At 61.1% G+C, this 21,472-nt stretch carries 21 protein-coding genes; 9 read left to right on the top strand and 12 right to left on the bottom strand.

What is annotated here, in order from left to right; all coding sequences use genetic code 11:
• Positions 1-17: 17 nt before the first annotated feature.
• Complete coding sequence (locus ACYQ0G_RS06055) at positions 18-602, top strand: ABC-type transport auxiliary lipoprotein family protein (protein WP_460100537.1); 585 nt, start codon at positions 18-20, stop codon at positions 600-602.
• A 156-nt stretch (positions 603-758) separates the two neighbouring features.
• Here the strand turns inward: ACYQ0G_RS06055 and ACYQ0G_RS06050 are convergent, their stop codons facing one another.
• Complete coding sequence (locus ACYQ0G_RS06050) at positions 759-1,484, bottom strand: SDR family oxidoreductase (RefSeq protein ID WP_460100534.1); 726 nt, start codon at positions 1,482-1,484, stop codon at positions 759-761.
• A gap of 149 nt (positions 1,485-1,633) precedes the next feature.
• Between ACYQ0G_RS06050 and ACYQ0G_RS06045 the strand changes: the two genes are divergently transcribed.
• The gene (locus ACYQ0G_RS06045) at positions 1,634-2,533 is read left to right on the top strand and encodes an AraC family transcriptional regulator (RefSeq protein WP_460100531.1); all 900 of its coding nucleotides are present in this window, start codon (positions 1,634-1,636) and stop codon (positions 2,531-2,533) included.
• A gap of 27 nt (positions 2,534-2,560) precedes the next feature.
• Here the strand turns inward: ACYQ0G_RS06045 and ACYQ0G_RS06040 are convergent, their stop codons facing one another.
• Genes ACYQ0G_RS06040 through crcB form a run of 6 tightly spaced genes read right to left on the bottom strand, consistent with a single transcriptional unit; the run spans position 2,561 to position 6,262 of the window.
• On the bottom strand, positions 2,561-3,277 hold the full coding sequence (locus tag ACYQ0G_RS06040) for an ATP12 family chaperone protein (RefSeq protein ID WP_460100529.1): 717 nt from the start codon (positions 3,275-3,277) through the stop codon (positions 2,561-2,563).
• Entirely contained in the window at positions 3,274-3,483 is a 210-nt protein-coding gene (locus ACYQ0G_RS06035) for a hypothetical protein (RefSeq protein WP_460100526.1), read from the bottom strand. Before ACYQ0G_RS06035 ends, ACYQ0G_RS06040 begins: the two co-directional genes overlap by 4 nt.
• Positions 3,470-4,129, bottom strand: a complete 660-nt coding sequence (locus tag ACYQ0G_RS06030) for an HAD-IA family hydrolase (RefSeq protein ID WP_460100523.1) — start codon at positions 4,127-4,129, stop codon at positions 3,470-3,472. The genes ACYQ0G_RS06035 and ACYQ0G_RS06030 overlap by 14 nt, the downstream gene beginning before the upstream one ends.
• Positions 4,126-4,725: an FMN-binding negative transcriptional regulator gene (locus ACYQ0G_RS06025; RefSeq protein WP_460100521.1), complete on the bottom strand. Its 600-nt coding sequence runs from the start codon at positions 4,723-4,725 to the stop codon at positions 4,126-4,128. Before ACYQ0G_RS06025 ends, ACYQ0G_RS06030 begins: the two co-directional genes overlap by 4 nt.
• Positions 4,725-5,855 (bottom strand): RluA family pseudouridine synthase, encoded by a 1,131-nt coding sequence (locus tag ACYQ0G_RS06020; protein ID WP_460100519.1) that lies wholly within the window; start codon positions 5,853-5,855, stop codon positions 4,725-4,727. Before ACYQ0G_RS06020 ends, ACYQ0G_RS06025 begins: the two co-directional genes overlap by 1 nt.
• Complete coding sequence (gene crcB, locus ACYQ0G_RS06015; protein WP_460100517.1) at positions 5,852-6,262, bottom strand: fluoride efflux transporter CrcB; 411 nt, start codon at positions 6,260-6,262, stop codon at positions 5,852-5,854. Before crcB ends, ACYQ0G_RS06020 begins: the two co-directional genes overlap by 4 nt.
• Positions 6,263-6,468: 206 nt before the next feature.
• Between crcB and rpsU the strand changes: the two genes are divergently transcribed.
• From rpsU to ACYQ0G_RS05980, 7 genes are all read left to right on the top strand, one after another.
• Entirely contained in the window at positions 6,469-6,675 is a 207-nt protein-coding gene (rpsU, locus tag ACYQ0G_RS06010; protein WP_006834591.1) for a 30S ribosomal protein S21, read from the top strand.
• Positions 6,676-6,812: 137 nt separating this feature from the next.
• Positions 6,813-7,376, top strand: a complete 564-nt coding sequence (locus ACYQ0G_RS06005) for an FKBP-type peptidyl-prolyl cis-trans isomerase (RefSeq protein WP_460100513.1) — start codon at positions 6,813-6,815, stop codon at positions 7,374-7,376.
• Positions 7,377-7,426: 50 nt separating this feature from the next.
• Entirely contained in the window at positions 7,427-7,729 is a 303-nt protein-coding gene (gene gatC, locus ACYQ0G_RS06000; RefSeq protein ID WP_460100511.1) for an Asp-tRNA(Asn)/Glu-tRNA(Gln) amidotransferase subunit GatC, read from the top strand.
• Positions 7,729-9,210 (top strand): Asp-tRNA(Asn)/Glu-tRNA(Gln) amidotransferase subunit GatA, encoded by a 1,482-nt coding sequence (gene gatA, locus ACYQ0G_RS05995; protein ID WP_460100509.1) that lies wholly within the window; start codon positions 7,729-7,731, stop codon positions 9,208-9,210. Before gatC ends, gatA begins: the two co-directional genes overlap by 1 nt.
• A complete protein-coding gene (gene gatB, locus ACYQ0G_RS05990; RefSeq protein WP_460100506.1) occupies positions 9,207-10,706 on the top strand; it encodes an Asp-tRNA(Asn)/Glu-tRNA(Gln) amidotransferase subunit GatB in 1,500 nt (499 codons plus the stop codon). The genes gatA and gatB overlap by 4 nt, the downstream gene beginning before the upstream one ends.
• A gap of 16 nt (positions 10,707-10,722) precedes the next feature.
• Positions 10,723-11,874, top strand: a complete 1,152-nt coding sequence (locus ACYQ0G_RS05985; protein ID WP_460100503.1) for an FG-GAP repeat domain-containing protein — start codon at positions 10,723-10,725, stop codon at positions 11,872-11,874.
• A 123-nt stretch (positions 11,875-11,997) separates the two neighbouring features.
• Positions 11,998-14,160, top strand: a complete 2,163-nt coding sequence (locus ACYQ0G_RS05980; protein ID WP_460100502.1) for a S46 family peptidase — start codon at positions 11,998-12,000, stop codon at positions 14,158-14,160.
• A 65-nt stretch (positions 14,161-14,225) separates the two neighbouring features.
• Here the strand turns inward: ACYQ0G_RS05980 and ACYQ0G_RS05975 are convergent, their stop codons facing one another.
• The 5 genes from ACYQ0G_RS05975 to ACYQ0G_RS05955 form a co-directional block, all read right to left on the bottom strand.
• Positions 14,226-14,933 (bottom strand): hypothetical protein, encoded by a 708-nt coding sequence (locus ACYQ0G_RS05975; RefSeq protein ID WP_460100499.1) that lies wholly within the window; start codon positions 14,931-14,933, stop codon positions 14,226-14,228.
• Positions 14,924-15,712: a hypothetical protein gene (locus ACYQ0G_RS05970; protein WP_460100496.1), complete on the bottom strand. Its 789-nt coding sequence runs from the start codon at positions 15,710-15,712 to the stop codon at positions 14,924-14,926. The genes ACYQ0G_RS05975 and ACYQ0G_RS05970 overlap by 10 nt, the downstream gene beginning before the upstream one ends.
• A gap of 162 nt (positions 15,713-15,874) precedes the next feature.
• Positions 15,875-16,180 carry a hypothetical protein gene (locus ACYQ0G_RS05965; protein WP_404677852.1) on the bottom strand — a complete coding sequence of 102 codons (306 nt, stop codon included), beginning with the start codon at positions 16,178-16,180 and terminating at the stop codon, positions 15,875-15,877.
• Between the two features lie 57 nt (positions 16,181-16,237).
• Positions 16,238-19,138, bottom strand: a complete 2,901-nt coding sequence (locus ACYQ0G_RS05960; protein ID WP_460100494.1) for a M16 family metallopeptidase — start codon at positions 19,136-19,138, stop codon at positions 16,238-16,240.
• A 95-nt stretch (positions 19,139-19,233) separates the two neighbouring features.
• Positions 19,234-21,441 carry an acylase gene (locus tag ACYQ0G_RS05955; RefSeq protein WP_460100491.1) on the bottom strand — a complete coding sequence of 736 codons (2,208 nt, stop codon included), beginning with the start codon at positions 21,439-21,441 and terminating at the stop codon, positions 19,234-19,236.
• Between the last annotated feature and the right edge of the window lie 31 nt (positions 21,442-21,472).

Below are 21,472 nucleotides of genomic sequence, written 5' to 3'. Positions count from 1 at the left end.
ACAAGGGGCCTCGCGCGATGACCACGCATTTCAAATTCGCCATGCTGGCACCGGTGCTGCTGCTGGGCGGCTGCATCTCCTTCGGCGGCGATGCGCCCGACAGCTTGCTCACGCTCACCCCCACGGCAAGTGCGCCCGCCGACGCTGCCGAATCCAGCAATGCGAGCACGGCGATTTCGCTGATGGAGTTCGAAGCGCCCAGCGCGCTCGACGTCACGCGCGTTCCGGTGCAGGTGACCGACACCGAGCTGGCCTATCTGGAAGACGCCGTGTGGGTGGAAAAGCCCGCCCGCCTGTTCCGCCGCCTGATCGCCGAAACCATCCGCACGCAGTCCAACCGCGTGGTGATCGACGGTGACGATCCCGGCGTGCTGGCCGACAACCGCCTGACCGGCACGCTGCGCCAGTTCGGCTACGATGCCCGCAGCGGCAGCGTGGTCGTGGTGTTCGACGCCGTGCGTCCGGGCCAAGGCAGCGATGTCGTCACGCGCCGTTTCGAAGCCACCGTGCCGGGTGTCCTCCCCGAAACGGCAAGCGTCGGCCCGGCGTTGAACCAGGCGGCCAATGACGTGGCGGCGCAGATCGCGGCCTGGATCGGGTAACGCCTGCCAGCGGCGCACTTCGCGTCATTCAGCGAGTGTACCCTTAAGTCCCGCTTTTTTGGGCAGGCAGCTTATTGTCTGCCGATGCGGGTGGAATGGAAGGTAGAGGAGCGCCAGAAACAGGTTGGCCCTGCAACCGGCGCTCCCCCGGATTGATTACATTCCTGCTGCCGTTGGGCGAACGATCACTTCGTTGATGTCGACGCCTTCCGGCTGTTCGAGCGCATAACGGATGGCGCGCGCAATCGCGTCCGGCGTCAGCGACTTTTCCCGCCAGGTCGTCAGCGCGGAGGCAATCTGCGGATCGGTTATGTCGTTGCCCAGTTCCGTCTCGACCACACCGGGAGAGATGATTGTGGTCCGGATATCGTCATGTTCCTGCCGCAGGCCCTCCGTAATCGCCCATACCGCGTATTTGGTCGCACAATAGACCGCCGCGCTTGGCATCACGAAGTGCGCCGCTATCGAGGCCACATTGACTACATGCCCCGAACCCTGGGCGATGAAGCCCGGCAGGACCGCTGCAATCCCGTTCAGCACGCCGCGAATGTTCACGTCGATCATCCGGGACCATTCGTCCTGTTTCAGCGCAGCAAGCGGAGAGAGCGGCATGATGCCGGCGTTGTTGATGAGGACATCAACGCTCCCGAAGCGTTCCTGCGCCGCCTCAGCGAAGGCCTGGAAACTTTCTGCATCCGTCACGTCCAGCGATTGCCACGCCACAGCGTCACCCAATTCGTTTGCGAGCGCTTCCAGCCGTTCGGTGCGCCGCGCGCCGATGAACAGTTTCGCGCCTGTCCCGGCCAACTCGCGGACGGTTGCCTCGCCGATCCCGCTTGAAGCGCCGGTGATCAAAACGGTTTTCTCTATTACCTTCGTCATGCCAGTTCCTTTCGATCTGTCTGGTTGGACAGTAGATAGAACGATGGTCAGCAAGGCGTGATCGCGATCCGCTGGAATCCTTGCACGATCCTCCAGAATCCATACCCTACGGATTGCGGAGTGGCACGGTGGAGTGGCAGGGCAAGGAGATGAGCAAGCATTCCGAACTGGCTACGCAGATCGCGCGGCACGTCACCCGCACCGGTATGGTTGATACGGCGATATCACGGCTGTCCCTGTTCCGCGCTGATGAGCCGACCCAGCCGCTGCCAGCGGTCTATGAAGCCTCACTTTGCCTAATTGCCCAAGGGTCGAAGCGTGTGACGCTTTCAGATCAGAGCCTGACTTACGATGCAGAGCATTACCTGCTGGTGTCGCTGGACTTGCCGCTGATCGGGCACGTAACGCAGGCCAGCCCCGATGCGCCTTACCTTTGCGCGAAAATCGATATCGACCAATCCGCACTGGTCGATCTCATCATGAAAGAAGGGGAGCGCGCACCGAAAGCCGACCTGCCGGCACTGGCCGTCTACCGCAGCGACGACGATCTGGTGGACGCCGCCTGCCGGTTGCTGCGATTGCTCGATCGTCCGGAAGAAATTCCTGCTCTGGCCCAGTTGATAGAGCGGGAAATACTCTACCGCCTCCTGACAGGGCCGCATGGGCCGACGCTGCGCTACATGGCGGTGGGCGACAGCCACCTCAATCAGGTGAGCCGGGCCATCAGCAAAATCCTCTCCGCCTTCGATCAACGCTTGCGTATCGACGAGATCGCGGCGGCGGCGGGCATGAGCCCGTCTTCGCTCCACGAGCATTTCAAGGCGGTCACCCGGATGACACCCCTGGAATATCAGAAACAGCTGCGGCTTCAGGAAGCGCGGCGGCTCATGCTTTCGGAAGGCGCCAATGCAGGGTCGGCCGGGTTCGCAGTGGGCTATGAAAGTCCCTCGCAGTTCAGTCGCGAATATTCCCGCCTGTTCGGCGCTCCGCCGCGACAGGACCTGATGCGCCTGCAAACCAGCGGGGGGACTATTCTGACGCCGTTGTGATAAGGCAGATATGTAGCCGTAAACGCTTTACCCCGTCGGAACCGACGAAGATCCCTGTACAGCCCCGGCAAACTCCATCGCAGCCAGGAAATCGTCCTTGCGCCGGTCTCGGCGGGCCTCGGCTTCCTCGTCGCGGCCCCACAGATCGGCCTGCCATTCTTCTTCGAGATTGGCAGCGGCCCAAAGCGCATCGCCGTCCGCGCCTTGCTGCAACGCTTCCAGCCCGATGCACAGCGATGCCGCTAGCGAGGTCGTCTGTTCGAGTGCAGCCAGCGTGAACGGGTCGAGCTCTCCCAGCCGCGCTGTCAGTCGTTGGCGCGTTTCTTCGGTTTGCGGGCGGTGGAGGATGCCGCTGATGCGGTGCAGGGTCACGCCTTCGCGCGCTTCCAGTCCGGCAACGATCGGCTCCCACAATTCCTGCTGGCGCCGGTAGAGCGGTTCCTCCGGATCGGCGCGGAAACACAGCGTGTCGGTCTCTGCATAGCCGAGCAGCTTTTCGACCAGTGCGCCCTGATCGCGCGCCACCACGTCGAGCGCATAGTCGGCCATGTCGCGAAAGCGGAAGGTTGCCGGGTCGATCGTTTCGCCCTGCGCGCGCCATTCTTCGGCCAGCATTTCCGCCAGATTCATGCCCGGCACGATCTGCGGCCGTCCGCCCTGTGTTTTCAGCGGGCGGCCATCCAGCATGACCTGCCAGCCGTCACCTGCCGGGGCGATCGATACTTCCTTGTAAAAACGCTTCATTTGCGGCCCTTCCAGCGGCGCGCGACAAACATCGGTACGATAAAGAACAATCCCACGCCCACGATAACTGCCAGCGCGGCGAGCCATTGGGGCATGGGCAATCTGTCACCCAGGCCCGCGATGCCCGCGAGCACCGCAAGCAGGCCGGCGATCCGGATCACATTGAGCAGCAGGAATTTGGCAAGGGCAGGATCATGCCCCTGCATTGATCAGCTCCTCCAGCTCTTGCGTCGTGTTGGCAACGCCCTGAGCCCCGGCTTCCATCAGTTCGGCCGGTTCGTGATAGCCCCACGAGACACCGATGGCGCGGATGCCTGCGGCACGCGCCATTTCGATGTCGAAAGTGGTGTCGCCGATCATCACCGCACTGCCGCTGTCCACTCCGGCTTCAGCCAGAGCTTCCTCGATCATGGAGGGGTGAGGCTTGGACGGATGCCGGTCGGCGGTCTGCAGCGAGACGAAATGGTGCTTGATCTGGTGCATGTCGAGGCAGGAATGCAGACCGCGATCGCTCTTCCCGGTGGCTACGGCGAGCAGCCATCCGGCTTCGACCAGGCGATCAATCAAGGCGGCCATGCCATCATAAAGCGGTTCTTCCAGCGTGCCTTTGAAGCGCCGGTCGCGGTAACCGGACTTGTACGCCTCAAGCGCGATATCGTGCTGGTCATCGCTCGCATCGGGTGCCAGCCGGCGTAGCGCCTGCGGCAGGCTGAGGCCGACCATCCGGCGGACCTCGTTGCGATCGGGGCTGGGGAGGCGGGCTGCCGCGAACGCCTCGTCCATCGTGTCGCAGATTGCCGCCTGTCCATCGACCAGCGTGCCGTCGCAATCGAAAATGACCAGTCCCTTCATGCTGGCAACCTGCGCATGAATTGAGCAAGCCGCGCGCTCCCAGAATGATCAAGACCAGCCGCGATGCGCTCGCGCTCTTCTGCGGTACGCTTCTGGGAAAGCTTTAAAGTGGGGCGCCACACCGCGATGTCGATTTCGAATCCGCGAATACCCTTGAGCAACTGATTCCACATCGACTCGCTTGCTTCTGAAGCTTCCCACCTTGTCCCTTCGAGCCGCGACTCGTGCTTTGCGATCAGATCGTAAAGCAAGGTATCGAGTTCGGTCTCCGCAAGCATTCTTACGCGCCCCTCCATTTCGAGTGCGACGTAATCCCATGTCGGCACCGTGTCGCGGTCGTCGTACCAGCGCGGTGACACATACCCGTCCGGCCCATTGACCGTGACCAATGCATTCGCACCTTCGAGATGTTTCGTGAGCGCATTGCCGCGAGCAAGGTGAAAGCGCAGCTTTCCGTCCTCACTCAAAAGCAATGGCGTATGTGCAACGCGTGGGCCATCGCTCGTGGTCAGGAAGACCATGCCGAAGCCGATCTGGTGCACGAGTTCACGAAGCAGGTCGCGGTCCTCGCTGCGGAACAGCGGGTTCGGATGCATCAACGAGCACCCTTGCCGCCGGGACGGCCTTTCGGCTTGCCTCCTGTGGCCCCGCGGGCGCGCCGCGGACCGCGCTGGTTCTTTTTGTAGGTCTTCGCGTGCTGGCGCGCCTTCTGTTTCTTTTCCTCGCGCGTGGCGGGTGGCGGATCGTCACGCATGGGAGTGGCGTCGCTGACCTTCTCGTCGAAGCCGATCTGCTCCATGCTGGTGGCGAAATGTTCGGGCAGCTCGGCGGTCACATCGAGCTTGCCATCGGGGCTGTCGATGATCAGCCGGCGGGCGTGGAGATGCATCTTGCGGCTGATCGAGCCGGTGAGGAATGCGTCCTTGCCGCCATATTTGCCATCGCCCACGATCGGGTGCCCCATAGCCGCGCAATGCACGCGCAGCTGGTGGGTGCGCCCCGTCAGCGGTTGCAGTTCGAGCCAGGCGACCTTCTTGCCCGCGCTTTCGACAACGCGGTACTTCGTCTTGGCCGGGGCGCCGCCTTCGTGATCGACATGCATCTTCTCGCCGCCCGAACCGGGCTGCTTGGCCAGCGGCGCCTCGATCACGCCTTCGCGGATGTCGGGCACGCCCACGACCAGCGCCCAGTAAATCTTCTTGGCGCTGCGGCCGGAGAACCGCTTGGAGAAAAATGCCGCGCTGCCCGGGGTGCGGGCTACCAGCAGGACGCCGGAGGTATCCTTGTCGAGCCGGTGGACCAGACGGGGGCGTTGTTCCTCGCCTTCTTCCATATAGGCATCGAGCAGGCCGTCGACATGGTTGAAGGTATTGGTCCCGCCCTGGGTGGCGAGGCCGGGGGGCTTGTTGATGACCAGCGCGCTCTTGGTCTGCGTCATTAGCATGTCGGCCGCCTGTTCGCGTTCGGCCTTGGTCAGTTCGCGCTTGGGCTTGGCCTGCCGGTCCGGCGCGTCGCCGCCCGGAGGGACGCGGATCTGCTGGCCCTGCGCTAGTCGATCTTCGGGTTTGACCCGGCCGCCATCGACACGGATCTGCCCGGTGCGGGCCCATTTGCTGACCGTGCCGAAGCCGACCTGCGGCAAGTGGCGCTTGAACCAGCGGTCCAGCCGGATGCCGTCGTCATCCGCTTCGACGGTGAAGTTGCGTACTTCGTCTGAGGTCTTCATGCCGCCACCCGCATAACCGCGAGGCCCATCATCAGTCCGGTGAAGCCGAGCGCGAAGGAAAGAACGGCGTAAAGCGTGGCGAACAGGAACTGGCCGCGCTGGATCAGCAGCACCATTTCCAGGCTGAAGGCGCTGAAGGTGGTGAACCCGCCCAGCAGGCCCACGCCCAGTAAAAGGCGCATCTGTTCGTTGCTTTCGCCGCCGTGCCGGGCAAGCCATCCGGCCAGCAGCCCCATCAGCAGGCTGCCCAGCGCGTTGACCGCAAGGGTGGCGAAGGGAAAGGCAGAGACGATCGGTGCGCCGAGCCACTGCGTGATCGCGCGGCCTGCCTGATACCGCAGCGCTGCGCCGGCACCGCCGCCGATGGCGACATGCAGCGTGGCTACGAGGGGGGAAAGGTTGGACATGTGCCTGCCTCTAGCCGCTGGTGCGCAAATGCGAAAGCCGCTGTTACGTGCTTGCCTTTTTCGTTGCGAATCCTTATGTGCCGCCTCGTTCGAGCCGGTCCGGAACGGATTCGGCGCGCTTTTCGTTATAGAAGCGAAACCCTATTAAGGAGGCATACCCCGCTTTTGCGCGGGCTCTGGCCCGCAAAGTCGAGGTATTTAAGTTTATGCAGATCATGGTTCGCGATAACAATGTTGATCAAGCCCTCCGCGCGCTCAAGAAGAAGCTGCAGCGTGAAGGCGTGTATCGCGAAATGAAGCTGCGTCGCCACTACGAAAAGCCCAGCGAAAAGCGCGCTCGCGAAAAGGCTGCTGCCGTTCGCCGCGCCCGCAAGCTGGAGCGCAAGCGTATGGAGCGTGACGGCATCAAGTAAGACGCCGTCATCCAGCGTGCACATTGGTTTTGCGCCCGGACGGGCCAAAAATTCAAAACCGCGTTGCACCAGCTTACCAGACAAGCCATGAGGGCGCGGAGAAATCCGCGCCCTTTGCGTATCAGGACACAGTTCACATGACCGAGATTACCCGCGTACCGCTGCAGCCGATCAAGAAAGGCTCGTTGACCAAGCTCTGGCTGGGCGTTCTCGTCGCCATTCTGCTGGGCGGCGGGCTGGCATGGGCCGCTTCGCCGAAAACGGCCGGGATGGAAACGCTGACCGAAGGCACAGGGCCTTCGCCGGAAATGGGTCAGGTCATGTTCGTGAAATATGTCGGCTCGCTGGACGATGGCACCGAATTCGACCGTTCGCAGCCGCTCCCGATCCCTCCCGGCTTTTTCCCAGAAGGCACGCCGATGCTGCTGGAAGAAGGCGCGCTGATTCCCGGTTTCCTCGATGCACTGCTGAAGATGAAAGAAGGCGGCAAATATCTGGTCACCGTGCCTGCCGACCAGGGCTATGGCGCCGAACCGCCTCCGGGTTCGCCGATCCCGGCCAATGCCGATCTGACTTTCGAAGTGGAAGTGACGGACATTCTGTCGCGTCAGGAATTCGATGCCAAGCTGCAGCAGCTGCAGTCGATGATGGGTGCCATGGGCGCGCAGCAGGGCGGCCAAGCTGCACCCGGCGCTGAATAACCCTCATCTAGCCGCTTGAAGGTGGGGGCGCGCCCGGCTAACGCGCCCTCATGTCAGTCACACGCGAAGAAGTGGCCAAGATCGCCTCGCTCGCCCGCATCAAGATGGGCGACGCGGAGCTTGATCGCATGGTCCCCGAACTCAACAACATCCTCGACTGGGTCGAACAGCTGGGCGAGGTCGATACTTCCGGCGTCGAGCCTATGACCGCGGTCATTCCCAATACCCTGCGCCTGCGCGACGATGTCGTCGATGCCATTCCCGAAACCGCGGGTGGCCGGCGCGAGGATGTACTCGCCAATGCCCCGGCGGCCGAACACGGCTTCTTCGGCGTGCCGAAGGTGATCGAATAATGACCGATTTCACACAGCTTGGTGTCAAGGACATCCGTGACGGCGTGGCGGGCGGCGATTTCACCGCGCGCGAAGTGGCGGAAAGCTTCAACGCTGCCGTTGCTGGCGCTGCCGAACTCAACGCCTTTATCGTTACCACACCCGATCATGCGCTTGCCGCGGCCGATGCGGTCGATGCCAAGCGCGAGCGGGGCGAAGATCTCGGTAAAATGGGCGGCGTGCCCATCGGGATGAAGGATCTGTTCGCCACCAAGGGCGTGCAGACCACCGCGGCCAGCCATATCCTCGAAGGCTTCACGCCGCAGTACGAAAGCACTGTCAGCCAGAAGCTGTGGGGCGCGGGCGCGGGCATGCTGGGCAAGCTCAATCTCGACCAGTTCGCGATGGGTTCGTCGAACGAGACATCCTATTTCGGCAACGTCAATTCGCCGTGGAAGAAGGATGGCACCAATGCCGCGATGAGCCCGGGCGGTTCGTCGGGCGGATCCTCCTCTGCTGTCGCCGCACGCATTGCGCCTGCTGCCACCGGGACCGACACGGGTGGCTCGATCCGCCAGCCCGCTGCCTTCACCGGCATTTGCGGGATCAAGCCGACCTATGGCCGTTGCAGCCGCTGGGGCGTGGTGGCTTTCGCCAGCAGCCTCGATCAGGCAGGCCCGATGGCTCGCAGCGTCGAAGACTGTGCGATCATGCTGGAAGCGATGGCCGGGTTCGATCCAAAGGACGCGACCAGCCTGCAGATGGAGGTGCCCAATTGGGAAGCCGCGCTGTCAGCGGATCTCAAGGGCAAGAAGATCGGTATCCCGAAGGAATACCGGATGGAAGGCACCGATGAGGAAATCCTCAAGAGCTGGGAGCAGGGCAAGGAATGGCTGCGCGATGCGGGCGCCGAGATCGTCGACGTTTCGCTTCCGCACACCAAATATGCGCTGCCCGCCTATTACATCGTGGCCCCTGCCGAAGCGTCGAGCAATCTGGCCCGCTATGACGGCGTCCGTTATGGCCTGCGCGATCTGCCCGATGGGGCGGGACTGCAGGACATGTATGCCGCCACCCGCGCCGACGGCTTCGGCGACGAGGTCAAGCGCCGTATCCTGATCGGCACCTATGTGCTGAGTGCCGGTTTCTATGACGCCTATTACACGCAGGCGCAGAAGATCCGCACGCTGGTCGCGCAGGACTTCGAAAAGGCTTTCGAACAGTGTGATGCAATCCTCGCGCCGACGACGCCGACCGCCAGTTTCCCATTGGGCTCGCTCAACGAAGACCCGCTGACGATGTATCTCAACGACGTCTTCGCCGTGCCAGCATCGCTTGCCGGGCTGCCCGCGATGAGCGTGCCCGCGACTATGAACCCCGACGGTTTGCCTCTTGGTCTTCAGATCGTCGGCAGGCCCTTCGATGAGCAGGGTGTGCTGAACGCGGGTCTGGCGATCCAGCAGCGCGCAAACTTTGACGGCAAACCGGAGAAATGGTGGTGAGCACGTACCGCATTCAGGGCGAAACCGGCGAATGGGAGGTCGTGATCGGCCTCGAAGTCCATGCGCAGGTCACTTCCAACGCCAAGTTGTTCAGCGGTGCCTCGACCGCTTTCGGTGCCGAGCCGAACACGCAAGTCAGCCTCGTCGATGCGGCGATGCCGGGCATGCTGCCGGTGCCCAATCGCGAATGCATCCGCCAGGCCGTGCGCACCGGCATGGCGATCGACGCCCAGATCAACAAATGGAGCCGGTTCGACCGTAAGAACTACTTCTATGCCGATCTGCCACAGGGTTACCAAATCAGTCAGCTTTACCACCCCATCGTGGGTGAAGGGCAACTGCTGATCGATGCGGACGAGAAGGCTGGTATTGCCGAAGACAAGGTGATCGGCATCGAGCGGATCCATGTCGAACAGGATGCTGGCAAGCTGATGCACGATCAGCATCCGACCATGTCCTATGTCGATCTCAATCGCAGCGGTGTGGCGCTGATGGAAATCGTGTCGCGGCCCGATATGACCTCGCCCGCAGAAGCCGGGGCGTATGTCCGCAAGCTGCGCTCGATCCTGCGCTATGTCGGTTCTTGCGACGGGAATATGGAAGAAGGCTCTATGCGCGCCGACGTCAATGTCTCGGTCCGCAAGGTGGGCGACAGCGAGCTGGGCACACGCACCGAAACCAAGAATGTGAACTCTGTCCGCTTCGTAATGCAGGTCGTGGAATACGAAGCTAACCGGCAGGTCGAAGTGCTGGAAAGCGGTGGCTCTGTCGATCAGGAAACGCGCTTGTTCGATCCGGGCACCGGGACCACGCGGACCATGCGTTCGAAGGAAGATGCGCATGATTACCGCTACTTCCCCGATCCGGACCTGTTGCCGCTGGAGCTGGAAGACGCCTTCCTCGATGATTGCCGCGCTTCGCTTCCAGAGCTGCCCGATGCCAAGCGCGCGCGCTACACGGGCGAGCTTGGTTTGACCGATTACAACGCCCGCGAACTGACTGCCGAGGTGGAAACCTTCGCGCGGTTCGAGACACTGCTGGAAGCTACCGCCAAGACAATTGGCAAAGAAGCCAAGGCAGTTGCCACCCAGGTTGCGAACTGGGCGCTCTCGGTCGCACCCGGGGTAATGAAATCCCTCGGCGAGGAAGCCAATCCGGCCCACGCCACTGCGGACCGTCAGGCAGCGATCCTGGCCATGCAGGACAAGGGCGAGATTTCGGGCGGCCAGGCCAAGGAAATCTACGAAATCGTTCTCAAGACCGGCCGCGAGCCGGACGAGATCGCCGAGAGCGAAGGCTTGAAACAGGTTTCCGATACCGGTGCCATCGAAGCTGCGATCGACGACATCCTTGCCAACAACCAGGACAAGGTCGAGCAGTATCGCGGCGGTAAGGACAAGCTCTTTGGCTTCTTCGTCGGTCAGACGATGAAAGCGATGCAGGGCAAGGCCAATCCGGCGGTGGTGAACCAGATACTCAAGGACAAGCTCGGCTGACACTCGCTGGCGGCCAATGATGGGCAAACGCTATCTTGATCAGTTCCATGTCCGAAAGCTGGCATTGGGTTTGATGCTCGTGACGGCTTCCGCGCCTTTGCTGGCGCAAGAAGCCGCAGTCTCGTTCCGCGAGCATCCCTTTCTGCTGTTCGACGAAGAGGACAGCCGCACGGCGGATGTATCGCTGGCCGATCTGGATGGGGACGGCGATCTGGATGTGGTGGCCGCAAACGGCAGACACTGGCCTCAACAGGACTGGGTGTTTCTGAACCACGGGAATGGCCGCCTGCTGGAAGCACTGCCGCTGGGAGAAACGCGGTCATCCACCTATACGATCCGGCTCGCCGATCTGGACGGGGACGGGGATATCGATGCGGTTGCGGTACGTGACCTTCTTCCAGCGCTTATTTTCTTAAATAGCGGTTCCGCTGGCTTCTCTGTGGCGGGCGAAATTCCTGGCAGCGCGGTTCCGGCGCGCTCGGCCACCCTGGCCGATGTAAACTCTGACGGGCACCTCGATCTGATCGTCGCGACACGGCGGGAGCCGGACCGGGTGCATTTCGGATTGGGTGATGCCGCCTTTGGTCCAGCGACAGACTTACCCGATGACGGCTTCGGTTCCACCGGCGTGGTCGCCGAAGATATGGATCGGGACGGCAATATCGATCTGGTCTTCGCGCGGCGCGACGGTGCGGCCAGCGTGGTAATGTCGAACGATGGTAATGGCACGTTCGCGATATCTGCCTTGCCACAAAGCGAAGGCGACCATCGAAACGTTGCGACTGGTGATTTCAATGGCGATGGGCTGGTGGACATCGTGCTTGTGTCGACCAATGGCACTCATTCATTTTTCCGTCAGGGCGATGACGGAAGCTTCTCATTGGCCAGTCATTTCGGCCAGACCGGGGAGGGCGTGCAGGCTATCGCTGCGGGAGACCTGGATGGCGATGGTGATGTCGATCTGGTCGTCGGGACCGAAGGTGCGAACCTGGTCTATAGCAATTCTGGCGATGGGCACTTCGAGCGTGAAATTCTTCCGGGCGATCCCGGGGATACTTACGGGATTGCGCTGGGTGACATGAACGGCGACGCGATCCTTGATATCGTGATTGCAAACTCGGGCGCATCTAACGAGGTGCTGCTTGGTATTCCACCCGTGGCTGACTGAGCGAAGGCGCTACTTGTCGAGCGGTGAAGTAACCTGACGGTCATGCGCTTGCCCGACTGATTGAAGATAGATACCTCCTCTCCATCATGCGCTTGTCGCGCATAAGGTAGGGGACCTGATTTTATGAGAAAGATTACCACCGTCGCCACGCTGCTGGCCTGCGTCGCATCTGCGCCGCTCGCCGCGAAGGAGGGCATGTTCACGCCGCAGCAGCTGCCCGAGATCGCTGACGATCTGCGCGCTACCGGTTTAGAACTCGATCCCGAAGCGCTGAGCGATCTGACCGGCTTCCCGATGGGTGCCATCGTCTCGCTTGGCGGGTGTTCGGCCAGCTTCGTTTCGCCTGCAGGCCTGGTGGTCACCAATCATCACTGCGCCCGCGGATCGGTGCAGTACAATTCGACGGCGGAAAACAACTATCTCGAAAACGGCTTCCTCGCGAAGACCATGGGCGATGAAGTGCCCGCCGCGCCGGGATCGCGCATCTATGTCACGACTGCGCTGACCGATGTTACCGATCGCGTTCGCGCCGGTACCGATGCGCTGTCTCCCACGGACCGCTACGACACGGTCGAGCAGCGGCTGAAGGATATCACAGCCGAGTGCGAGGAAAAGGCAGGTTACCGCTGCCAGGTCGCGAGCTTTTACGGTGGGGCGGAATACACGCTGATCGAGCGCCTCGAAGTGCGCGACGTACGGCTGGTCTACGCCCCGGCCGACTCGGTGGGCAAATACGGCGGCGACATCGATAACTGGATGTGGCCGCGCCACACGGGCGATTTCTCCTTCTACCGCGCCTATGTCGCCCCGGACGGTTCGGCTGCCGACTATGCCGAAGAGAACGTCCCCTATCAGCCGGAGCATCATCTGAAGGTCAGCGCGTCGGGCCTCGACGAGGGCGATTTCGTGATGGTCGCGGGCTATCCCGGATCGACCAGCCGCTATGCCCTGCTGGCCGAAGTTGAGAACACTTTTGGCTGGAATTATCCTACCTTCCAGACCCTGCTGACCGAATGGATCGGCACGATCGAGGATGCGGCACCTGCCGGGTCCGATGCACGGGTCAAATACGAAAGCCGCCTTGCGGGCCTCAACAATTACGAAAAGAACCTGCGCGGCCAGATCGATGGCGCACGCCGGGTCGGCCTCGTCGAGCGCCGTCGTGAACGGGAGGCCGAACTGGCCCGGTGGATTGCCGCTGATCCCAGCCGCGCCAATTACGGCACCGCTATCGCGCAGCTGAGCGCCCTTGCGCAGGAAAGCGCACAGGCCGCGCGGACCAGCTTCTGGTACGGCAATGCCACACGCCCGCAATTGCTCGGCGCGGCGCAGCGGCTCTATCGCCTCTCGAAGGAACGCGAGAAGCCGAATGCGCAGCGCGAATCCGGCTATCAGGACCGCGATTTGACCTTTTTCCGCCAGGGTCTTCAGGCGCTTGACCGCCGCTACGATCCGACCGTGGACAAGGCCGAATGGCTGCTGTTCCTGAACGGCTACATCCAGCAGCCGGCAGCCGAACGTGTGCCCACCTTCGACAAGGCGCTGGGCCTTACGCAGCAGACCACCGCGGCTGACCTGCCTGGCCTGCTCGACAGCTATTATGCGAATACCACGCTTGGCGACACGGAAACCCGTCTCGCCCTGATGGAAGCGGACCCGGCTACCTTCGAAGCCAGTGACGATCCTTTCATCAAGCTTGCCGTTGCGCTTTACGATTACGATCGCGGGCTTGAAGACGCAGCGGAAGAGCGTGCCGGTCGTTCGCTCGCACTGCGTCCTGCTTATATGGATGCGATCACGCAGTGGCAGCGTTCGGAAGGCCAGCTGACCTATCCCGATGCCAATTCCACGCTGCGCATCACCTATGGCAATGTCATGGGCGGATCGCCCTTCGACGGGATGGAATATCTGCCGTTCACTACGCTTGAAGGCATCACGCAGAAGGATACGGGCGAAGAACCGTTCAACGCACCGCAGCGTGAGCTCGATCTGATCGAAGCCAAGGACTACGGCAAATACGAGCTGGACTCGATCGATTCCGTGCCGGTCAACTTCATGTCCGATCTGGACGTGACGGGCGGTAACAGCGGTTCGGCTACGCTAAATGCCAAGGGACAACTGGTCGGCCTGCTGTTCGACGGCACCTTCGAAAGCGTCAATTCGGACTGGGATTTCGATCCGCGTACGACGCGCAGTATCCATGTCGATTCACGGTACATGCTGTGGGTGATGGACAAGGTCGACGGGGCAGACGGCCTGATCGAGGAAATGGATATCGTCGATTAAGCAACATTCTACTGGATAATCAGGCTGGGCCGCAGGAACAGTTCGTTCCTGCGGCCCTGTTTCTGTCAGCCGCCCTCGATGAAGGCGTCGATCAGAACATATGTCTCGGGACCGAATAAGATGGTCGTCCGGTCCCCTTCCCGTGTCGACGAGAAATCCCAGCCTGCCGAGCCGTCGGACTCAGCGCTATCAGCACCGTATGGCTTTAGGCCATTGAAATAGAGGGCCCGCTTACGACCATCGGGTTTCATTACCTCGACAAGGGTGGTCCCATCTTCTCCCCACTCGCGTTTTACACCGGCCTCGCAGCGTTGAGTTGGAGCGTTTCGCTGAAAGCCGCAGGGCAGGCTGGCCATGGCATCGTAATCGCGTTCAGCAATAGTGGCGTCTTCGTTCACCCCGAAGGGCTGGTTCTCGCCCATGCCGATGTTTGCATTGCCAGCAGGAACGCTGACCAGCCTGATGCCATCCACAACATCGACAACGGTTCCGCCCAATTCTTTGGCAGAAGCATCATCCGGGCAACCGACGAGAATGGCACTGTCACCGAGGTAAGCTGATGTATGCGCGCTCTCACCGAGATTGCGGCAATCGTCACCGGCATTTGGGTAGCCTTTTCCGAATGGTGCCAGGTGCGAAGGTATCGCGGTCGTGATCCTGCTTTCGTCTGCATCCGGTTCCGGCGGGCTGCCGCACGCCGCAAGTAGGAGCGTTACGGCAGCAGTACCGGTGAACGGGAGTTTCTGATTTTTCCCAATCAGGTTCAGCGACATTGCGGATGCTGGCCGATGTCGCGCAAATCGTAGAAATGGCCGTCGGCGATAGTCACCTGCACGCATTGACGCGATTGCGGCCGCCACTGAATCGAATAGCGCGCGTTTCCGCTCGTGAAATTATCGACCTGACGGAATCCCCGACGTTCCAATTCGCTCATTCCGCCAGCTGCGCGGGCTCCCTTCAGATCGTTGAAGGCGGCGACTTCATCATATCCGCCCCGACCGTAATGATGGGACAGGTTTGCATTGCGTTGGTTAACGCCCGCACGATAGCCGTTCGAGTATGCGTCGGCGCGATCGTAATTGTGGTAGGACGCATTGTGCAGCCCATCCTGATACCCGCGCTCATATTGTAATTCTCCATCGCGCGTGTCGTAGTGCTTGTTGTCGTCATGGTGATGCGACTTATGGCTTAATAGGGCGCCCAATATGGCTGCGCCTGCCACGACACCGACAGCGGCGGCCGCTTGATTGCCGTCGTGATGGCCGCAATCCTGATCGCTCGCATCATTGATGGTATCGACCCGGCCGTCATAGACTTCGACCTGAACACAGTCGTCATCGGCTTTGTCCCACCAATAGCTGTAAACATAGCCCATGTTATTTTTGTGGGTAGAAACGTGGTAGAAGCCGCGCTGCCTAAGCTGATATTCGGCATCACGTCCAAGCGAGCCGTTAATGTCCCGCAGCTGGCTGGCTTTTTCTGCCAGTGCGGGAACTGCCAGCAGGCTCAGTGCCGCGCCCGATGCGCCAATTCTTGAAATGAGTCCTCTCATAATCGCACTCCCAATACCGGCCGTGAAGGCCCACTCGTGATTGCGACTCGATCTGTTCTTTTCTGCCTTGGCTGTACCATATCAAAGCACAGTTTTGAGGCGGACAAAGAAAAAGGGCCGCCGGATCTCTCCGGCAGCCCTCTTTTGTAAGTGCTGCTGGCGTTAGCCCTGGCGTTCGCCGGTCAGTGCCATGTCGCCGAATGCGCCAGCGTTGACCGTGCCGGTCATCTGGTCACCATCGACGGTTGCCTTGCAGTTCAGGGTCATCGGCATGGGGACGGTCATGTCCATCGCCCAGGTCAGTTCGTTGCCGTTGATCTTGCCATCCTTGACATCCATCGAACCCATTCCGCCGGCCATCGAACCGGTGAAGGTGTTGCCATCGTCGCCCGGGACCACGGTGAAGGTGCCCTTCTGGTCGCCCATCGGGCTCTTGACGACGGTGTCATAAGTTCCGGCTACGGACATGCGTATTCTCCTTGATTAAAGATGCGGCTTAATCGCCATAACTTACACTGGTGTCAATTACTGGTCCAGTTGCTGGACGGTGTAGGGCAGGCCGGTACGTTCGAGCTGCGGTTCGACCACCTCGGCATCGCCCACGACGACGTAGACGATGTCGCCATAGACGAAGTTCTCGCGAGCAGCCGCGGCCAGTTCATCGGCGGTCAGTGCGCGGTACTTATCGGCGATGGTCTCGTAATAATCGTCGGGACGATCGTATTTCACGATGTTGACCATTCCGCCCAGGACCGAGTTCGAGGTTTCGAACTGACCGGGGAGTTCACGGACATTCCCATTGATCGTGCGTTCGAGTTCGGCTGCGGTGACGCCATTGTCGCCGACGAAACCGGTGATTTCCTTCTTCAGTTCGACGATGGAATCCCCCGTGCGGTCCGCCTGCACTTCGGCCTGGACGGCATAGACCAGACGATCTCGATTGTAGGTCACACCAGAGCGAGAGCCATAGGACCAACCCTTGGTCTCGCGCAGGTTCATGTTGATGCGCGAGAGAAAGCTTCCGCCGAGAACCTCGTTTGCAGCCAGCAGCACGGTGTTGTCGTCGGTGCCGCGGGTATCGAGAACGCGCGCACCAAGGATCACCGATTGCGGCGAATTCGGCCGGTTAAGCAGGACGATTCGCGCTTCGGGAGCGGGCACGTCCACATCGTAGGTTTTCGTCGGCATCGGCGTGGCCGGAGCCTTCCAGTCACCGAACGAGCCTTCCAGCAGGCTTACGGTTTCGGCAAGCGTAGTGTCGCCCACCACGAAAACCTGCGCATTGTCCGGACGGATCCAGCGCTGGTGCGCCGCATCGAGTTCGGCCGGGCTAAGCCCTTCTACCACCGCAGCATCGCCGAGGCCTGAAGACGGAACGCCATAAGGATGGGCGCCGAAAACAAGCGGAGTCAGCACGCGCTGCCCCGCACTGGTTGGGTTCTTCATTTCGGCGCTGATGCGATTGAGCTGCTGCGAGCGGACACGCTCCAGATCATCGGCGCGGAAGCCGGGATTGCGCACGAAATCGGCAAACAGGTCGAGCGAAGGTGCGAGCCGCGTGGAGAGAGAGGAGAGTTGGAAGCTCGTCTCGTCCAGATTGGCAAAGCCATTGATGCTCGCGCCGAGACGTTCCTGCGCGATCGCCAGCTGGGTCGCGTCGAGATCTTCCGTGCCTTCGTCCATTGCTGCCAGCATGAGCGACTGGGTGCCAAGTTCGTCACGGCCGTCAGCCGTGTAACCGGCATCGAACACCATGCGTACCGTCACCTTGGGCACCGCGTCACGGCGAGCGAAATAGACTTCCATTCCGTTCGAAAGCGTAGCGCGTTCGATGTCGGGGAAGTCCAGATCGGTAAGCTGGCCTACAGGGGGCAATTGCGAGCGGTCCTGCGCTTTCAGAGTGCGCATTTCCTCAGGATCGCAGAAGTCCGGGTTGCAGTAATATTCGACCGGTGCTGCGTTCAGCCCTTCACCCGTCGTATCGGCCATGACCGCACCGCCGCGATTTTCACCGCCTTCGGTACGTTCACCAGGTTCCACGATCAGCGAGAAGCGCGGCTTGGTCAGCCATTTCTGGGTGACAGCGCGAACCGAAGCCGGGGTTGCATCGACCATGCTTTCAAGCTGGGCACGATAATGGCCGGGGTTGTCGTGATAAAGTTCACCCTCGGCCAGCGTGACTGCCTTGCCGCCGAAACCGCCAACCGATTCAAGCCCGCCGATCAGGCCGGACACGATGGACGTCTTGGAGCGTTCGAGTTCGTCCGCCGTCGGACCTTGCGCAATGAACTCGGCAATTTGCTGGTCCAGTGCCGCTTCGAGAGTGGCGCGTTCGACGCCCGGCTTGAGATCGGCCTGGACGATGAAGACGCCCGCATCTTCATTGGTCCACGCCCAGCTTGAGACCGATACGGCAAGGCCTTGGCCGCGCACGAGAGCGTTATCGAGCCGCGAGCTGGCGAGGCCGCCCAATGTGGTCTGAGCCAGTGCCAGCGGCACGGTGTCGGATGAGGTTTCGCCAGGGATGGGCCACATGCGATAGATGCGCGTGGTGGAAACCTGGTCCTTGATGACCTTTTCCTTGTCCGCGGCAAGCTGTGGCACGGTAATGGCCGGATCTACCACTTCGTCCCCGCTCGGGATGGCGCCGAACCACTTGGTCACCTTTTCCTTTGCAGTGGCGAGATCGATGTCGCCCGCCAGCACCAGCACGGCGTTGTTCGGGCCGTAATGGTCCTTGAACCAGTCCTTCACATCATCGAGCGAGGCGTTGGTCAGATCGTCCATCGAACCGATCGTGGAGTGATAATAGGGGTGGCCGCGCGGGAAGATGTTCTCGACCACTTCATAACGCAGCAGACCGAAGGGCTGGTTATCGCCGCGGCGCTTTTCGTTCTGGACGACGCCGATCTGGTTATCGAGCTTTTTCTGCGTCACTGCGCCGAGAAGGTATCCCATCCGGTCGCTTTCGAGCATCAGCACACGGTCGATCGCCGCAGTCGGAACAGTTTCGAAATAGTTCGTCCGGTCGGCATTGGTGGTCCCGTTGAAGCCGGTCGCGCCGACTTGCTGGAGCGGTTCGAAGAAATCGCCATCGGCGTTTTCCGAACCGTTGAACATCAAATGCTCGAACAGATGGGCAAAGCCGGTCTTGCCGGCAGGTTCGTGTTTCGAGCCAACGTCATACCATACCGATACGGCGACCAGCGGTGCCTTGCGATCGGTGTGAACGACCGTGGTCAGGCCATTCGGCAGGGTGAAGGTTTCATAGGGAATTTGAACCTGGTCGACGAGCTGCGCCAGATCGCCGTTTTCGGCAGCCGGAGTAGCCGCGGCGGGGGCTGCTGCCATGTCCGTTTCTTGCACCGTCGCGCAGCCGCCCAAGGTCAGCGCGAGAACGCTCGTCATCATACTAAAGGTCTTCATTGTGGTCTCCCTGTCGAGCCAGCGGCTTTCGCCGCAAATTTCCTGCCGAGTTTTCTTCAGAGTTCGAACGACTCATTGCGTGCGATCCTAAGCAGCTAGCGGCGATGCGTCACTGTCTTTCGGGTCGCGGCATTGGCCAGCACATCCTCGCGCCAGAAATGCACCGGCTTCAAGCGATGCTGGACGAACAGCGTAGCCTGATCGGCGTAATGCGGAGAGTGAGGGCGGGTCGTCGCCGATCCGTAAGGCTGGATCGACCGCGAGGTTACGCGCTTGCCCGGCGCCCATTCCACCCATTGGATGAAGCTGTCGCCGTGTCGAACGGAGAGCCGCCCGTCATCCTCCACATCCCAGAGCGTCGATGCGCGCAGCGTGTCGGAACCGCCGTCGAGCGGCAAATCGACGTCGCCCTGTCGCAGGCGCAACAGTTCGCCCATGGGCGGATCGATCCGGCCGAAATGGGTCTGCAGGTGATCGACTGCCTTCACCAACTCGTCGCGCACTCCCGGGCATTTCTTGTTCTGATAGCGACACGACATGAATTCGCGGATCATCAACAGGGCCAGGCTGTCGGCACGCCCTATATTGTCGGCGGTGAAGTCCCAGTCGAGCAGCAATCTGCGGGCGGCCTCGAGCTCGGGATCTTCGGACACATCCAGCGTATCGAGCTCGGCCCATAGATCGGCAACATAGCCTTCGCGCGCGTAGCCAGTGTCGTATTTGATTTCCTCGAGCGTCTTGCGATCTAGCTGTTCCGCCTCACTCATCAATTGCCAGGCTCGGCGTGAGCGGTTGGTCTGCTTCAGCTCCACTCCGAGGTCCGGTGCGAAGGCTTGAGGCGATAAGTCGCTGCCAGCACCTGCAGCAGTAAATGGAGTGTTGTTGGCGTTATAGAGCCAGCCGGAGCCGGGGTTCACGTAGCGTGGCAGCGCCGAGTAATCGACGGGCCCCTTCCAGACGAGCGAGGGGTCCGTTCCATTCAGAATGCCGCGCCAGTTGGGACCTGTCTTACGGTCGGGGATCGCCGCATTGTAGACATAGGCGATATTGCCTACAGCATCGCCATAGATGAAATTGGTCGAAGGAATATCCATCCGCGCTAAGATGGCTTCCCACTCCGCCAGGCTTCTCGCCTTGTTGAGCCGGTAATAGGCATCGAGCTGGCCCAGATTGTCCATGCCGCCATAGCGGAAAGCAAAGGCACCCTTGTCATTGATGATGACCGGCCCGTGCACGCTGCGGTGCACTTCCCTGCCGATCGGCAAGACTACGGGGCCGACCCGGACTGGCAGGGTGACCTCACGGGTCTCCAGTTCACGCCATTCACCGCCGAACCGATACCGCGTGCCGGTCTCGTCCAGTTCCAGCTTGTATACGTCGACCATATCCGGGGTGTTGACCGTATTGGTCCAGCCGAGGTCCTCGTTATGGCCCAGGAAGGGTAAGGGTGATCCCGGGAAATTGGCCCCGGCATAGTGCCAGCCCTCTTCGCTTTCGACGACAAGTTCGTACCAAGCCACTCCGCCGCGCCACGGCTGGTGGCTGTTTGATACTAGGATGGTTGGTCCGCCTGATTTATCGGGGGCAATTGCAAAGGCGTTGGATCCGTTATGGGCCGCATCCTTCCCGAAGGGCGAATAGGCAGTCTTTTCGGGTTCTGCGCTAAAAGCCCCCACCGCTGCATCGGGAGTGACTCCGCGAGGAAAACCCGGGATGTCCGGACCATATTCCCGGCGCAAATCGTCGCCTGCGACCAGCGGCTCGATCACATTGTTGAGGCCGAAGAAAAACGGCTGGCGAAGCGCAAAACCGGCTGCCACATCCAGTCCATTGACGGGGAAGAGATTGCCCAGCTTGATCTCGTCCGGATTTTGATTGGCGTAGTCATTCAGGCCGGTGGCATAGGCTTCGAACAGGGCGCGCGTATCGGCAGGCATTGTGGGATAGTGCCGTTCTGCAGTCCCGCGCGCGTCGAGCACGTGGTAAACGTAATCTACTGCTGCACCGTCCTGCCCCGCAATCGCGCCATATCGGCCACGAGCCATGGCGATGACATCCTGAAGCGTGGAGAAATCATCCTCCGAATGCGCAACGGCCACCCCATAGGCGACATCGCGATCCCGTTTGCCATAGATATGAGGCACACCGAATTCGTCACGGATAATTTCGGCAGAATAGTTTGCTTCTGGCGGGAGGCTGTCGCTGCGTTCCGCCCAAAGAGGCTCCCACGTAGCCAGTGCGATGAATGCCACGAGCACCGCCAACAGCAGCACCGCACCGGTGCGCCAGAACCATTTCGCCATCAATTCAATCCTCTCCTGACGGAATGCCTAG

The organism is Qipengyuania triglochinis, assembly GCF_054655615.1.
The sequence above is the reverse complement of the archived record's forward strand: the minus strand, read 5'-3'. Positions and strand labels throughout refer to the sequence as shown.

Coding starts and splice junctions, on each gene's coding strand:
- ACYQ0G_RS05970 (WP_460100496.1), bottom strand. CDS start 15,712: ATGAGAGGACTCATTTCAAGAATTGGCGCATCGGGCGCGGCACTGAGC.
- ACYQ0G_RS06045 (WP_460100531.1), top strand. CDS start 1,634: ATGAGCAAGCATTCCGAACTGGCTACGCAGATCGCGCGGCACGTCACC.
- gatA (WP_460100509.1), top strand. CDS start 7,729: ATGACCGATTTCACACAGCTTGGTGTCAAGGACATCCGTGACGGCGTG.
- ACYQ0G_RS05975 (WP_460100499.1), bottom strand. CDS start 14,933: ATGTCGCTGAACCTGATTGGGAAAAATCAGAAACTCCCGTTCACCGGT.
- ACYQ0G_RS06025 (WP_460100521.1), bottom strand. CDS start 4,725: ATGCATCCGAACCCGCTGTTCCGCAGCGAGGACCGCGACCTGCTTCGT.
- ACYQ0G_RS05980 (WP_460100502.1), top strand. CDS start 11,998: ATGAGAAAGATTACCACCGTCGCCACGCTGCTGGCCTGCGTCGCATCT.
- ACYQ0G_RS06055 (WP_460100537.1), top strand. CDS start 18: ATGACCACGCATTTCAAATTCGCCATGCTGGCACCGGTGCTGCTGCTG.
- rpsU (WP_006834591.1), top strand. CDS start 6,469: ATGCAGATCATGGTTCGCGATAACAATGTTGATCAAGCCCTCCGCGCG.
- ACYQ0G_RS06050 (WP_460100534.1), bottom strand. CDS start 1,484: ATGACGAAGGTAATAGAGAAAACCGTTTTGATCACCGGCGCTTCAAGC.
- ACYQ0G_RS06035 (WP_460100526.1), bottom strand. CDS start 3,483: ATGCAGGGGCATGATCCTGCCCTTGCCAAATTCCTGCTGCTCAATGTG.
- ACYQ0G_RS05960 (WP_460100494.1), bottom strand. CDS start 19,138: ATGAAGACCTTTAGTATGATGACGAGCGTTCTCGCGCTGACCTTGGGC.
- ACYQ0G_RS05965 (WP_404677852.1), bottom strand. CDS start 16,180: ATGTCCGTAGCCGGAACTTATGACACCGTCGTCAAGAGCCCGATGGGC.
- ACYQ0G_RS05955 (WP_460100491.1), bottom strand. CDS start 21,441: ATGGCGAAATGGTTCTGGCGCACCGGTGCGGTGCTGCTGTTGGCGGTG.
- crcB (WP_460100517.1), bottom strand. CDS start 6,262: ATGTCCAACCTTTCCCCCCTCGTAGCCACGCTGCATGTCGCCATCGGC.
- ACYQ0G_RS06005 (WP_460100513.1), top strand. CDS start 6,813: ATGACCGAGATTACCCGCGTACCGCTGCAGCCGATCAAGAAAGGCTCG.
- ACYQ0G_RS05985 (WP_460100503.1), top strand. CDS start 10,723: ATGATGGGCAAACGCTATCTTGATCAGTTCCATGTCCGAAAGCTGGCA.
- gatC (WP_460100511.1), top strand. CDS start 7,427: ATGTCAGTCACACGCGAAGAAGTGGCCAAGATCGCCTCGCTCGCCCGC.
- ACYQ0G_RS06030 (WP_460100523.1), bottom strand. CDS start 4,129: ATGAAGGGACTGGTCATTTTCGATTGCGACGGCACGCTGGTCGATGGA.
- ACYQ0G_RS06040 (WP_460100529.1), bottom strand. CDS start 3,277: ATGAAGCGTTTTTACAAGGAAGTATCGATCGCCCCGGCAGGTGACGGC.
- ACYQ0G_RS06020 (WP_460100519.1), bottom strand. CDS start 5,855: ATGAAGACCTCAGACGAAGTACGCAACTTCACCGTCGAAGCGGATGAC.